Source organism: Polaribacter sp. 2405UD43-2 (genome assembly GCF_058147125.1).
Genome location: NZ_JBYVJX010000002.1, coordinates 194,050 through 208,427 on the forward strand (window position 1 = coordinate 194,050; position 14,378 = coordinate 208,427).

The 14,378-nt window shown below is 30.7% G+C and carries 14 protein-coding genes; 7 read left to right on the forward strand and 7 right to left on the reverse strand.

Annotated elements, in window-relative coordinates; all coding sequences use genetic code 11:
* Positions 1-6: 6 nt before the first annotated feature.
* Positions 7-2,505, reverse strand: coding sequence for a type I DNA topoisomerase (gene topA / locus ACY2RX_RS04140; protein ID WP_490102700.1), 2,499 nt, complete (start codon positions 2,503-2,505; stop codon positions 7-9).
* A 203-nt stretch (positions 2,506-2,708) separates the two neighbouring features.
* Between topA and miaB the strand changes: the two genes are divergently transcribed.
* The 7 genes from miaB (at position 2,709) to groL (ending at position 9,401) form a co-directional block, all read left to right on the forward strand.
* Positions 2,709-4,166 carry a tRNA (N6-isopentenyl adenosine(37)-C2)-methylthiotransferase MiaB gene (gene miaB / locus ACY2RX_RS04145; protein ID WP_490102701.1) on the forward strand — a complete coding sequence of 486 codons (1,458 nt, stop codon included), beginning with the start codon at positions 2,709-2,711 and terminating at the stop codon, positions 4,164-4,166.
* 109 nt (positions 4,167-4,275) lie between these two features.
* Entirely contained in the window at positions 4,276-5,499 is a 1,224-nt protein-coding gene (locus ACY2RX_RS04150) for a sigma 54-interacting transcriptional regulator (protein ID WP_490102702.1), read from the forward strand.
* A 3-nt stretch (positions 5,500-5,502) separates the two neighbouring features.
* Positions 5,503-6,009, forward strand: a complete 507-nt coding sequence (locus ACY2RX_RS04155; RefSeq protein ID WP_490102703.1) for an LptE family protein — start codon at positions 5,503-5,505, stop codon at positions 6,007-6,009.
* Between the two features lie 95 nt (positions 6,010-6,104).
* Positions 6,105-6,869, forward strand: coding sequence for a DUF8458 domain-containing protein (locus tag ACY2RX_RS04160; protein ID WP_490102704.1), 765 nt, complete (start codon positions 6,105-6,107; stop codon positions 6,867-6,869).
* Positions 6,870-6,872: 3 nt separating this feature from the next.
* Positions 6,873-7,205, forward strand: a complete 333-nt coding sequence (gene secG, locus ACY2RX_RS04165; RefSeq protein WP_490102705.1) for a preprotein translocase subunit SecG — start codon at positions 6,873-6,875, stop codon at positions 7,203-7,205.
* A gap of 176 nt (positions 7,206-7,381) precedes the next feature.
* Positions 7,382-7,657 (forward strand): co-chaperone GroES, encoded by a 276-nt coding sequence (locus ACY2RX_RS04170; RefSeq protein WP_488008178.1) that lies wholly within the window; start codon positions 7,382-7,384, stop codon positions 7,655-7,657.
* A 109-nt stretch (positions 7,658-7,766) separates the two neighbouring features.
* Positions 7,767-9,401, forward strand: coding sequence for a chaperonin GroEL (gene groL / locus ACY2RX_RS04175; RefSeq protein WP_490102706.1), 1,635 nt, complete (start codon positions 7,767-7,769; stop codon positions 9,399-9,401).
* Between the two features lie 103 nt (positions 9,402-9,504).
* On the opposite strand, the gene ACY2RX_RS04180 is transcribed toward groL, so the two are convergent.
* From ACY2RX_RS04180 to ACY2RX_RS04205, 6 genes are all read right to left on the reverse strand, one after another.
* On the reverse strand, positions 9,505-10,491 hold the full coding sequence (locus ACY2RX_RS04180; RefSeq protein WP_490102707.1) for a PorP/SprF family type IX secretion system membrane protein: 987 nt from the start codon (positions 10,489-10,491) through the stop codon (positions 9,505-9,507).
* A 189-nt stretch (positions 10,492-10,680) separates the two neighbouring features.
* Entirely contained in the window at positions 10,681-11,379 is a 699-nt protein-coding gene (locus ACY2RX_RS04185) for a sulfite exporter TauE/SafE family protein (protein ID WP_490102708.1), read from the reverse strand.
* Positions 11,379-11,825 carry a FixH family protein gene (locus ACY2RX_RS04190; protein WP_490102709.1) on the reverse strand — a complete coding sequence of 149 codons (447 nt, stop codon included), beginning with the start codon at positions 11,823-11,825 and terminating at the stop codon, positions 11,379-11,381. The genes ACY2RX_RS04185 and ACY2RX_RS04190 overlap by 1 nt, the downstream gene beginning before the upstream one ends.
* A 58-nt stretch (positions 11,826-11,883) precedes the next feature.
* Entirely contained in the window at positions 11,884-13,305 is a 1,422-nt protein-coding gene (ccoG, locus tag ACY2RX_RS04195; RefSeq protein ID WP_490102710.1) for a cytochrome c oxidase accessory protein CcoG, read from the reverse strand.
* A gap of 38 nt (positions 13,306-13,343) precedes the next feature.
* A complete protein-coding gene (locus ACY2RX_RS04200) occupies positions 13,344-14,198 on the reverse strand; it encodes a cbb3-type cytochrome c oxidase N-terminal domain-containing protein (protein WP_490102711.1) in 855 nt (284 codons plus the stop codon).
* 12 nt (positions 14,199-14,210) lie between these two features.
* Positions 14,211-14,378, reverse strand: coding sequence for a CcoQ/FixQ family Cbb3-type cytochrome c oxidase assembly chaperone (locus ACY2RX_RS04205; RefSeq protein ID WP_490102712.1), 168 nt, complete (start codon positions 14,376-14,378; stop codon positions 14,211-14,213).

The following is a 14,378-nucleotide window of genomic DNA, read 5'->3' on the forward strand; positions in this document are numbered from 1 at the left end:
AAAATACTATTTCTTTTTAGTTGTTTTTTTTGCAGTAGTTTTTCTTTTAGTCGTTTTTTTCTTTGGGGTTTTCGCTTCAATCATCTTAATAGCCTCTTGTTTAGAGAGCTTTTCTATCTTAGTTGTTTTGGGTAATTCAATCTTAATTTTACCTTTTAAAACATTAAATCTACCCCACCTTGCTTTTTCTACACGAATGCCAACATCTTCCCAATTATGAATCACTTTATCTATTTCTTTTTGCTTCTTTTCTTCTATTAAAGTAACAATATCATCATCAGATAAATTATCAAAATCGTATTTTTTGTTAACGTTGATAAACATTGAATTCCATTTTATAAAAGGACCAAAACGCCCTACTCCTTTTTGCACAGGTAAATCTTCGTAATGATAAATTGGTGCATCTGCTTTTTGTTTGGCAACAATTAATTCTTCTGCTCTTGGCAAATCTACTTCCATAGGATTTTCTCCTTTTGCAAGAGAAACAAATAGTTGCCCAAAACGAATATAAGGTCCAAAACGCCCGTTAGCAACTACAACTTCTTCACCTTGGTAAGTTCCTAAAGTTTTTGGAAGCAAGAACAATTCTAAAGCTTCTTCCATTGTAATGGTTCCTAGATTTTGATCTTTATTTAAGCTTGCAAATTGTTTTTCTTCATCTTCTGGAGCACCAATTTGAGCAATGGGTCCAAATTTTCCTAAACGTACCAAAACTGTTTTTCCAGAAACTGGATGTTTTCCTAAAATACGTTCACCACTTTCTCTGTCTGCATTTTCTTTAACATCTTCTACATTATTATGAAATTTCTGATAAAAATCTTTTATCATTTCTGTCCAATTTTCATCACCTTCAGAAATATCATCAAAAGAACTTTCTACTTTTGCCGTAAAACCAAAATCTAAAATATTAGAAAAATTGGCTACTAAGAAATCATTTACAATATTGCCAATATCGGTAGGAACTAATTTATTTTTATCTGAACCTGTTTTCTCAGTCAAAGTTTCACTTTTAACATTTCCAGCAGATAAAATAATTTGCTCATAATTACGTTCAACTCCTTCATTCGTTCCTTTTTCTACATATCCTCTTCTTTGTACAGTAGAAATTGTTGGTGCATAAGTTGATGGTCTACCAATACCTAATTCTTCTAATTGTTTTACTAAAGACGCTTCTGTAAATCTGTAAGGTGGACTTGTAAAACGCTGTGTTGCATTGATAAAATTATAGTCTAATTGATCATTTACTTTTAAGTTTGGCAACATTCCTGCTTGTTCATCTTCTTCATTATCTGTTCCTTCTAAATACACTTTTAAGAAACCATCAAATTTTATCATTTCTCCATTTGCCGTAAAGATTTTTTCGTTTTCAGAATTTTCAATTTTTACGTTGGTACGTTCTAATTGTGCATCACTCATTTGCGATGCCAAAGTTCTTTTCCAAATTAAATCGTACAATCTATTTTGATCATATTCTGATGAAATAGTATGCATTTTCATATTGGTTGGACGAATGGCTTCATGCGCTTCTTGAGCTCCTTTTGCTTTCGATTTAAAAACACGTTGTTTGCTATATTCTTTTCCGTAATAATTTACAATTTCTTCTTCGGCTTCATTTCTTGCATCTACAGATAAATTTACACTATCTGTTCTCATATAAGTAATTAAACCCGCTTCATACAAACGTTGGGCAACTTGCATTGTTTTACCTACTGGATATCCTAATTTACGTGAAGCTTCTTGCTGTAATGTTGATGTTGTAAATGGTGCTGCTGGCGATTTTTTTGCTGGTTTTTTTGTTAAATCAGCAATAGAAAAATCGGCATTTGCACACGATTTTAAGAAATCCTCAGCAGATTTTTTTGAATCGAAATTCTTAGGAATGGTTGCTTTAAACTTCTTCCCTTCATTGTTCAGAAATTCTGCAACAACCTTATAATGTGTTTCCGCTTTAAAATCTAAAATACTTCTTTCTCTTTCTACAATTAAACGCACTGCTACAGATTGCACTCTACCAGCAGATAAGCCACCTTTAACTTTACGCCATAAAACTGGCGATAACTCATACCCAACAAGTCTGTCTAAAACTCTACGTGCTTGTTGTGCATTTACCATATTATAGTCTATATCTCTTGGGTTTTCGACTGCTTTTAGAATGGCTTTTTTAGTAATTTCATGAAAAACAATACGTTTTGTGTTTTCATCTTTTAAATCTAATTGCTCTTTTAAATGCCATGCAATTGCTTCTCCTTCTCTATCCTCATCACTTGCTAACCAAACTGTTTCTGCTTTTTTTGCTAAGGTTTTTAATTTTTTAACAACGGGTTTTTTATCGTCCGAAATAATGTATTTAGGACTAAAATCGCCCTCTACATCTATTCCTAATTCTTTGGATGGTAAGTCTGCAATATGCCCATAACTAGATGCTACAAGAAAATCTTTTCCCAAAAATTTTTCGATGGTTTTTGCTTTTGCTGGTGATTCTACAATTACTAAATTTTTTGCCATTTATCTTTCTTTTGCTGCATAAAACACAACACTAACTGCGTGTTTTTGGATTGCAAAAGTAGACAGTTTTTTGTAAAAAAAAATTTTTTCGTCAATTTTCAATCAATTATTAACAGAAATACAACATTATTTTTTCTGCCAATTTGTCATAAAAAATTAAATTTGGTTGTATCTTTGTACACCTTTAAATGATAAATTGAAAGATGGAACACGTAGAAAAAATCATAAATGAAAAAATACAAGGCAAAGCTCTTGTAACCGAAAATAAGGAACAAAATTCTAAAAAATTATTCATAGAAAGTTATGGCTGCCAAATGAATATGAATGATAGCGAGATTGTTGCATCAATTTTAGACAAACAAGGTTACAACACAACTCAGGTATTAGAAGATGCAGATTTAGTTCTAGTAAATACTTGCTCTATTCGTGAAAAAGCTGAAACTACCATCCGTAAAAGATTACAAAAATACAATAGAGTAAAACAGCAATTTAACAAAAAAATGAAAGTGGGTGTTTTAGGCTGTATGGCTGAACGTTTAAAAGAAAAATTTTTAGAAGAAGAAAAAATTGTTGACTTAGTTGTTGGTCCAGATGCATACAAAGATTTACCTAATTTATTAGAAGAAGTAAATGAAGGTAGAGATGCTGTAAATGTAATTTTATCGAAAGAAGAAACTTATGGAGATATTTCTCCTGTAAGATTAAATTCTAATGGAGTTTCTGCATTTGTATCTATTACAAGAGGTTGTGACAATATGTGTACTTTTTGCGTAGTTCCGTTTACTCGTGGACGCGAAAGAAGTAGAGACCCAAAAAGTATTTTAGAGGAAATTCAATCTATGGTTGATAAAAACTTTAAAGAGATTACACTTTTGGGTCAAAATGTAGATAGTTTTTTATGGTTTGGTGGCGGATTGAAAAAGGACTTTAAAAAAGCTTCTGAAATGGCACAAGCAACAGCAGTAGATTTTGCGCAATTGTTAGATATGTGTGCTACCAAATTCCCAAAAACACGTTTCAGATTTTCAACTTCAAATCCTCAGGATATGAGTTTAGATGTAATTCACACAATGGCTAAACACAAAAACATTTGTAAATACATTCATTTACCTGTACAAAGTGGAAGCAACGCCATATTAAAAGCAATGAACAGACAACATACTCGTGAAGAATATTTGGAGTTGGTAGATAATATCTACAAGATTATTCCAGAAATGGCATTATCACAAGATATGATTGTTGGTTTTTGTGGTGAAACTGAGCAAGATCATAAAGATACTTTAGCCTTGATGAAAAGCGTAAAATACGATTTTGGCTTTATGTTTGCCTACTCTGAAAGACCAGGAACTTTAGCCGGAAAAAAGATGAAAGATGATGTACCTGCGGATGTAAAAAAACGCAGATTAACAGAAGTCATCAACCTACAACAAAAACACAGTTTATACAGAACTCAGCAACATTTAGGAAAAACAGAAGAAGTTTTGATTGAAGGAACTTCTAAGAAAAATCCTAATGAATGGAAAGGAAGAAATACACAAAACACCGTAATTGTTTTTCCAAAAGAGCATTATAAATTAGGTGATTTTGTAAATGTAAAAGTAGAAGATTGTACCTCAGCAACTTTAAAAGGAACTGCTGTTGGATATTCTGATAATAATTAAAATAAGAGTTTCAAAGCTACAAAGTAAAAAAAAGTTACAAAGTTTGGTTTTACCTTTTTTTTAAACTTTGAGACTTTGTAACTATGAAACTTTGATACTCAAAAAAGAAATGGAAAACTTACAAACATTAAAACAACGTTTCGGAATTATCGGTAACGATATTCACCTAAATCGTGCTTTAGAAAAAGCCGTTAGAGTTGCACCTACAGATATTTCTGTTTTGGTAACTGGAGAAAGTGGTGTGGGTAAAGAAAATATTCCAAAAATTATACATTCTTTATCACACAGAAAACACGCAAAATATATTGCTGTAAACTGTGGTGCAATACCAGAAGGAACTATTGATAGTGAACTTTTTGGTCACGAAAAAGGTTCTTTTACAGGCGCAACCCAAGACAGAAAAGGATATTTTGAAGTTGCAGATGGAGGTACTATTTTTTTAGATGAAGTTGGAGAATTACCACTAACCACCCAAGTGCGTTTATTACGTGTTTTAGAAAATGGCGAATTTATAAAAGTAGGTTCATCAAAAGTATTAAAAACCAATGTTAGAATTGTTGCTGCCACCAACGTAAATATGCAATCTGCCATTGAAAAAGAAAAATTTAGAGAAGATTTATATTACAGACTTAGTACCGTTGAAATTCATTTACCAGCATTAAGAGAACGTAATGAAGATATTCATTTATTGTTTAGAAAATTTGCAGCAGATTTTGCGCAGAAATATAAAATGCCTTCTATTCGTTTAGATGAAAATGCAGTAAATGTTTTGCTAAATTATCGTTTTCCAGGAAACATCCGTCAGTTAAAAAATTTAGCAGAACAAATTTCTGTCATCGAAGAAAATCGCACTTTAAGTGCTTCAAAATTGCAACAATATCTTCCTGATAATAACGGAAATTTACCTGCCGTAATTAGAGGTAAAAAAGAAAATGATTTTTCTACTGAACGCGATATTATGTACAAAATTTTGTTTGATATGCGTAATGATATCAACGATTTAAAGAAATTAACATTAGACTTAATGAAAAACGGAAATGTTGATAAAGTACAAGAAGAACATCATCAATTAATAGAAAAAATATACAGAAATCAAGAAGCAGAAAATACAAATGTAGAAGTTTTAAACATTCCGCAAAAAACATCCGCAGAAAAAGATTATGATTTTATTGAGACTATAGAAGAAGATGAATCTTTATCTTTACAAGACAAAGAAATAGAAATGATTAAAAAATCTTTAGAAAAAAATAACAATAAACGTAAATTAGCTGCCAAAGAATTAGGAATTTCTGAAAGAACGCTATACAGAAAAATTAAACAATACGATTTATAATCGATGAAAAAAATAACATTTATTATTTTATTTTCTTTAAGTGCAATCTTATTTGTTGCTTGTGGTGCATACTCATTTACTGGCGGAAATACGGGGAAAGCAAAAACAATTCAGGTTGATTTTTTTCCGAATCAAGCTCCGTTAGTAGAACCTACTTTAAGCCAAACTTTTACAGAAAATTTAAGAGATTTATTTACGCGTCAAACCAATTTAACCTTAGTCACTTCTAATGGCGATTTGTATTTTAGTGGAGAAATAACAGGGTACAGAATTAACCCAATGAGCGCAACATCGCAACAAACTTCCGCTCAAAACAGATTAACTGTAACTGTAAATGTTAGATTTACAAATAAATTAAACGAAAAAGACGATTTTGAAAAACAATTCTCTTTTTATGCTGATGTTGACGCTACTGCACAATTAACAGGAGGCATTTTAGAAACAGCTTTAGAAGAAATTTTAGAACGAATTACACAAGATATTTTTAACGCTTCTGTAGCAAAATGGTAGCTAAAGTTAGAAGTTAGAAGTTAGAAGTTAGAAGTTAGAAGTTAGAAGTTAGAAGTTAGAAGTTAGAAGTTAGAAGTTAGAAGAAATTTAAGAATTTGAAAACAAATAAATTCATAGAAGTTTTAGAAAAAAAGCAAAACATTCAACAATTAGAAACTGTTGAATTAAAATCTATTGTAGAAGAATTCCCTTATTTTCAGGCCGCAAAAGCCTTGTATTTAAAAGGATTAAAAAATCAAGATAGTTTTAAATACAATAATGAATTAAAACTAGCTGCAGCCTATACAACAGACAGAACGGTTTTGTTCGATTTTATTACTGCAAATGATTTTAACACCAAAAAAGAAGATATTCATCAGCAGATTTCAGAGAAAATTTCTGAGCAAAAAACTCTAGAAACTACAAAAGAGGTTTTAGATGCTGTAAAAGAAAAACTGAAAACAGAAGAAAAAATAATTGTTAAAGCTAAAGAAGAATTAAATATTGGAAAACCTATTTCTTTCTCATCTTCAGAAAATCATTCTTTTAGTGAGTGGTTACAATTATCAACCCAAAAACCAATAGTTAGAGAAGAAAAAATTAAAAAAACTATTGACAAAAAAGAGGAATTAATTAACAAATTTATAAAAAACAACCCTAAAATAGAACCCTTAGCTAAAGATAAAACAATTGCTGTTCCTATTTCTAAAAACAAGCAAAATTCGTCTTTAATGACAGAAACTTTAGCCAAAGTATATTTAGAACAAAAAAAGTACGAAAACGCAATACAAGCATATCGAATTTTAAGTTTGAAATATCCAGAAAAAAGTGGTTTCTTTGCAGACCAAATTAAAAGAGTACAAATTTTACAAAAAAAATAAATTATGAGTTATACAGCATTTTTAATCCTAATTTTGATTGTTGCAATCGCTCTAATCTTAATAGTTATGGTACAAAACCCTAAAGGTGGAGGATTATCTTCTTCTTTTGGAGGTGGTGGAGCACAGTCTTTAGGTGGCGTGCAAAACACCAATAACTTCTTAGACAGAACAACTTGGACCTTAGCTATTGCTATGTTTGCGTTAATTTTATTAGCAAACTTTGCAATTCCAAGAGAAGGCAACAATAATTTTAAGTTAGATAATACTTTAGACGGAGTAGAAACGACAACTCCTGTTGATAACACAACACCATCAACCACTAAAGACAGTATTTAACAAATACAATATTGAATAAAAAAATGCCAACGAAAATGACACGTTGGCATTTTTTTATATCTAAATTTTAAACTTAAAATTCATCAAAAGAAAAATTGTCAGTTTTCTATTAATGGCATAATTTCTGACAAAACACTAATTGAAAAAATTAATTTAATTAATCAAAATTTATAAAAATGGGATTAAACATTAAACCTTTAGCAGATAGAGTTCTTGTAGAACCTGCTCCTGCAGAAACAAAAACTGCATCTGGATTAATTATACCAGACAACGCAAAAGAAAAACCACAAAAAGGAACTGTTGTTGCAGTTGGTAATGGTAAAGTTGACGAACCTTTAACAGTAAAAATTGGAGACACTGTTCTTTATGGAAAATATGGTGGAACTGAATTAAAATTAGAAGGTAAAGATTATTTAATGATGCGCGAAAGCGATATTTTAGCAATTATTTAAAAAAGCTATATGCTCTTGGTTATTAGCCTTTAGCAAGAAAATAAAAAAATAGTAAAATCTTTTTAGCGAAAAGCCAAGTGCTAAAAGCTAAATGCAAAATTTAAAAACAATGGCAAAAGACATAAAATTTGATATAGAAGCTAGAGACGGATTAAAACGTGGCGTTGACGCTTTAGCAAACGCAGTAAAAGTAACTTTAGGACCCAAAGGAAGAAATGTAATTATTTCTAAATCTTTTGGTGCACCAACAGTAACTAAAGACGGCGTTTCTGTTGCAAAAGAAGTAGAATTAGAAAACGAGCTCGAAAATATGGGAGCTCAAATGGTAAAAGAAGTGGCTTCTAAAACGAACGATTTAGCGGGTGATGGAACTACAACTGCAACAGTTCTTGCACAAGCAATTGTAAAAGAAGGATTAAAAAACGTAGCTGCTGGTGCAAATCCAATGGATTTAAAACGTGGAATTGACAAAGCTGTAACTGCAATTGTTTCTGATTTAGAAAAACAAACTAAAAAAGTAGGTAATTCTTCAGATAAAATTCAGCAAGTAGCTGCAATTTCTGCAAATAATGATAATACAATTGGAGATTTAATTGCACAAGCTTTTACCAAAGTTGGTAAAGAAGGTGTAATTACTGTTGAAGAAGCAAAAGGTATGGAAACCTATGTAGATGTGGTAGAAGGTATGCAATTTGATAGAGGTTATTTATCTCCATATTTTGTTACAGATGCAGATAAAATGATTGCTGATTTAGAAAATCCTTATATTTTATTATTCGATAAAAAGATTTCTAACTTACAAGAAATTCTTCCAATATTAGAACCCGTTTCTCAATCAGGTAGACCTTTATTAATTATTGCTGAAGATGTAGACGGGCAAGCTTTAGCCACTTTAGTTGTAAATAAATTAAGAGGTGGATTAAAAATTGCTGCTGTAAAAGCTCCAGGTTTTGGAGACCGCAGAAAAGCAATGTTAGAAGACATTGCAATTTTAACGGGCGGAACTGTAATTTCTGAAGAAAGAGGTTTTTCTTTAGAAAACGCAACTTTAGATTTATTAGGAACTGCTGAAGGAATTACAATAGATAAAGACAATACAACTATTGTAAATGGTTCTGGAGATGCTGATGCTATTAAAGCAAGAGTGAATCAAATTAAAGCGCAGATAGAAACTACCACTTCAGATTATGATAAAGAAAAACTACAAGAGCGTTTGGCTAAATTAGCTGGTGGTGTTGCTGTTCTTTACGTTGGTGCTGCATCAGAAGTAGAAATGAAAGAAAAGAAAGACAGAGTTGATGATGCTTTACACGCTACAAGAGCTGCAGTTGAAGAAGGAATTGTTGCAGGTGGTGGTGTTGCTTTTGTGCGCGCAAAAAAAGTGTTAGAAAAACTACCTACAGATAATTTAGATGAAACTACAGGAGTTCAAATTGTTAATAAAGCTATTGAATCTCCTTTAAGAACTATTGTAGAAAATGCGGGTGGTGAAGGTTCTGTAGTAATCAACAAAGTGCTAGAAGGTAAAAAGAATTTTGGTTACGATGCAAAATCTGACGAATATGTAGATATGTTAGATGCTGGAATTATAGACCCTAAAAAAGTAACACGTGTGGCTTTAGAAAATGCTGCTTCTGTTGCTGGTATGATTCTAACAACTGAATGTGCTTTGGTAGACATTAAAGAAGATGCACCTGCTGGCGGAATGCCACCAATGGGTGGTGGAATGCCAGGAATGATGTAACCCACAAGCGTGGGTTTGCAAGTATCTCATTCTTGCAAAAATTATATTTCAAAATAAAAATCCGTTAGAAATTCTAACGGATTTTCTGTTTTTTGGATACTCCCTAAAATCTACCATAAGGAGAATTTATATTTGGGCAAGCTGCTGCTCTTAGTTCTCTTGTCCATAAATTAATACCCAAAGAAATTTGATGAAAACCAGAGTTAGTTAACAGCACATCATTCATTTGATTAGTGTAAGTGTAAGAAATCATTAAATGCTTATAATTAAAGCCTATGATTGGCGAAATAAATTGTGAATCTTCTAATAAACTTCCATCAAAACTTCTTCTATAAGATAACGCCGCCCAAATACTACTAGAAGTTCCTACTTTTTTGTACGCTTTTAAATTAGCGTCGGCAATTCTTTCAGCTGTTCCTTGTTTAATTTGAAGCATTACAGACGGTTCTAATTGTATAAATTTATCTTCCCAAAAGTAATATCCAGCAGATAAAATATAATTTCTTAAGTTTAATGATTGACTAATATTTTGATTATTCTTAGCTGTTAAAAACAAATTTCTTATTGTAAAATATGAAGAAAATCCTTTGTAATGATACGCCATACTAAAATCTGCATTGTAATAACTGGTGCTTTCTATAATGGATGCAACTTTTTTATCGCCAGTAAAAGTTCTTTGATCTGATTGATTCTGAACAAAAGTAAATGCCAAACCAAAAGATAATTGACTAAAAACTTTTCTTGTGCTCATAGGTAAATGATAAGCATAACTTCCTTGAATTCCTTTTTGAGAATGATATCCATTTTCATCATTAAAAAACGTAAAGCCATACCCAGCTTTAGAATATTCATTAAATCTAGAATGAAAACTAATTGTTTGTAATTCTGGCGCATTAGGTATCCCTGCCCATTGCTTTCTACCTGTTAATCTTAATTTGCTAGAATTACCAATACCTGCAGCAGATGGGTGTAATAAATAAACATTATCGGATAAATAATCTTGGTAAATAGGCAAAGTGCCTTGTGAGTAAGAAACTCCTACAAAAAAAACTAAAAAGAGAATATTTAATCTGAGAAAAAATAACTTCATTAAAGGCAAATAAATTTAAAACTATCAAATATATTGTTTTTCTTATAAGAAACAATTTAATGATTAAGTTTTAACATAGTAATAAAAGTATTTAGATTCCCGTTTTCACGGGGATGACAATTTCAATGGAAATCCGAGGCAAAGCCTTGAGGGTTTTTTTTCGATTAAATATTGTTTTTTACAAAATCATTAATGACAAGGCTTAGCAACAGAAACTAAATCTATTACTGGTTCTGGAGAAACATAAGGGATTCCTAAACCTAAACCTCTTAAAATAAATAAAACTCCAATAAAAACAACAACAATTGGTATTGCTTTTTGTATGTTTTTTCTGAAAGCTCCTTTGGTAAAATTTCCTAAAAAAACTACTGTAGTCATTAATGGTATTGTACCTAATCCAAATAAAAACATATACAAACTACCAGAAAATGCATTTGTAGTTGCTAAAGCACCAAAAACAGCCATATACACCAAACCACAAGGTAAAAATCCGTTTAAAAAACCGAGGGCAAAAAAAGTGTCATTTCCTTTCTTTTTAAGTTCTTTTCCTAAAGCATTTTTTACTTTAAAAATGACTTTATTGATGCTTTTTGAAAAATTTATTTTAGAAAAAATTTTTGGAAAAATGATAATTAAAATCATACTAACTCCTACAATTATTGATAATTGTTGCTGAAATCCGAAGAAATAAAAGCCTTTTCCTAAAAATCCAAATAACAAACCTATAAGACTGTAAGTAAATAATCTACCAAAGTGATAACTTAAAACTTGAAAAAAACTTTTTGTTTTATTCTTTCTATCAATTGGTAACATAAAAGCAATTGGCCCACACATACCTACACAGTGAAAACTGCCCAATAAACCAAATATGATAGCAGAAAGTAACATTAAAAATGAAGCTCTTCCTTAAATAAATAATCTTTATTTTTATGGCTCCAAGAAACAGTAATGTTCCAACGACCATCTAACAAACGTTTCTCAGGCACGAGCAAATATGTATTAGTTATCGAAATAGGCATTTCGAAATCTAATTGTTTATTAGATGGTCTATACAGGAACACTTTTCCTTTAATTTCTTTTGAAGAAAATTCTTCTGGAAACTTTATTTTTAAACCTTCTTTGGTTTTAGATAACGTAATATTTTCTTTTAATGCTGATGCATTTTTTTCTGCATCAATTTGTTGTTGATATTCTAATTCTTGTTGATAATATTTATCGGTAACCAAATCATGACTATACGTTTTATCTGTACTCATAGTTATTACGAAGTACATAATAAAACCTATAAAACTTGCTATGGCAATTACAATTCCTGTTCCCCAGTTAAATTTCATACTTCTATTATTTAGGTCATTGCAAATTAAATAAAGTAACTTTTATCTTAATAAGAGATTAGTTATAACTTCTTGGTCCTAAAAAGTTAGTTACTGTTGTTTCTATCAATTTATCGCCACTAAATACACCTATTTTCAGCTTCTCTTTATCTTTCTTTAAAGCAGATGCATTTATCTCAATAAATAAAGTTCCTTCTGCTAAATCTTGTTTAGGAATCATAAAATGATGGTTAGAAACCAACTTTATTTTTCCTTTGTGAGAAATTAGTTTATAGCTAACATCATTTATATCTTTAGATGTTTTATTAATAACTTTATAGGTATAAACATTACTTATAATATTGTTTTCTTTGTGTTGATATAGTTGCCCTGGTAATCTTAGAATTGTAGCTTCTACATCATTTCTTAAAAATAACATTCCTATTAAAACTCCTACTAAAATAAATAACACTGCAGAATAACCTTTTATTCTTGCGGATAATTTGAAAGGTTTTTTCTTATCAATATTATCTTCACTTGCGTATCTGATTAATCCTTTTGGCAAGCCAACGTTTTCCATCATATGATCGCATTCGTCTATACAGGCTGTACAATTTACACACTCTAACTGTGTTCCGTTTCTAATATCTATACCTGTAGGGCAGACTACAATACATTGTTTACAGTCTATACAATCTCCTTTTCCGAGAGAAGCTCTATCTTCGTTTTTTCTAAATTTTGCTCTCCCTTTTTCTCCTTCTCCGCGTTTGTAATCGTAAGCTACATTTATGGTTTTATTGTCTAATAAAACACCTTGTAATCTACCATAAGGACATGCAATAATGCATACTTGTTCTCTAAACCAAGCAAAAACAAAATAGAAAACACAGGTAAAAATAATTAACGAAATTAGCGTGCTAAGATTGTTAAAAGGACTGCCTGTTATGTAACTTATTAAAGTGTCTCCACCAATTAAATAAGCTAAAAAAACGTTGGCAATAATGAAAGAAATGAAAAAGAAAATAAACCATTTTAAAAGTCTTTTTCTAATTTTTTCTGCGTTCCAGGGTTGCTTGCTTAATCGAATTTGTTTTCCTCTGTCTCCTTCAATCCAATATTCAATTTTTCTAAAAACCATTTCCATAAATATGGTTTGCGGGCAAATCCATCCACAGAAAATACGACCAAAAACAACTGTAAATAGAATGATAAAAACAACACCAACAATCATAGAAACTACCAATAAATGGAAGTCTTGTGGCCAAAATGGAAAACTAAAAATATTAAATTTACGTTCTAATACATTAAAGAGTAAAAATTGATTTCCGTTAATTTTAATAAATGGAGCAGAAAGTAAAATAAATAGTAAAAGGTAACTTACATAGCTTCTATATTTATAAAACTTACCACTTGGTTTTTTGGGAAAAACCCAAGAACGTTTCCCTTCTTGATTTATAGTAGCAATACTATCTCTAAATTGTTCGTTCTTGGGCTTATCCATTATCAATAAAATTGAAAGATACTTTTCTTTTAATTAGTTTATTCTTCCCATTTATCTCCTTGTGGGGCTTTTGGTTTTGCAGGTGTAGTGCCTTGTAAAGAAATTACATAACTAGATACTTTTGCTATATCTGCTGCTTTTAAAGTTTTGTTCCAAGCAATCATACCTTTACCATCTCTACCTCCATTAGAAATCGTTGTAAAAACGTTTTTAATTCCTCCTCCTAAAATCCAATACTCATCTGTTAAATTTGGTCCAATAGAACCTCCACCATCAGCTAAATGACAAGATGCACAGTTTAAATTATATACAGCTTTACCTCTATTTAAATCTTTAGCATCTGTTAGTAAAGTAACGCTTTCTGCTGTAATTAAATCTGGTGCTGTTTTTTTATATTCATTTAACTCAGCTTTTGCTTCTGCTACTGCTTTATTGTATTCTACTACTTGATTGTCTCCATCTAAAACTTCAAACCTTACTAGATAAATTACTGCAAAAATAATTGTTGCATAAAACATATATACCCACCATGGTGGAAGCGAATTATCTAATTCTCTAATTCCGTCGTAATTATGGTCTAATACAATTTCTTCTTCGTCATCAATATCTTTGGCTTTGGTCCAAGATTTTAATAATCTTCTTACCCAAGCATTGCTTTCTTCTGGAACAATACCGTCTTTTTCATTTTGAAGTTCTTTAGCTTTACTGTAGGCAACTACATTGACTACTTCTTTTAAAACAACAACTAAAAAAAATCCTATTAAAGCTAACCATACTAACGGATTTTCTGAAACATCAAATGGGTTTTCGTACACCATAAACGACTTTGCAAGTGCAATAAACGTAACAATTACAAAGATTATATAAATTATAGATTGAAAAGATTTTTTCATTTTATTTCGTTTTTAATGATCTAAAGGTAAGTTGCTTACTTTTTTTATATATTCTTTTTTTGCGGTAAAAACCCACCAAAATAAGACTACAAAAAAAGTAAAGAAAATGATTAAAGATATCATCGGATAAATTTCTATTCCGATAATACTCTCCATATGATTTTTTACAAACTTTAACAT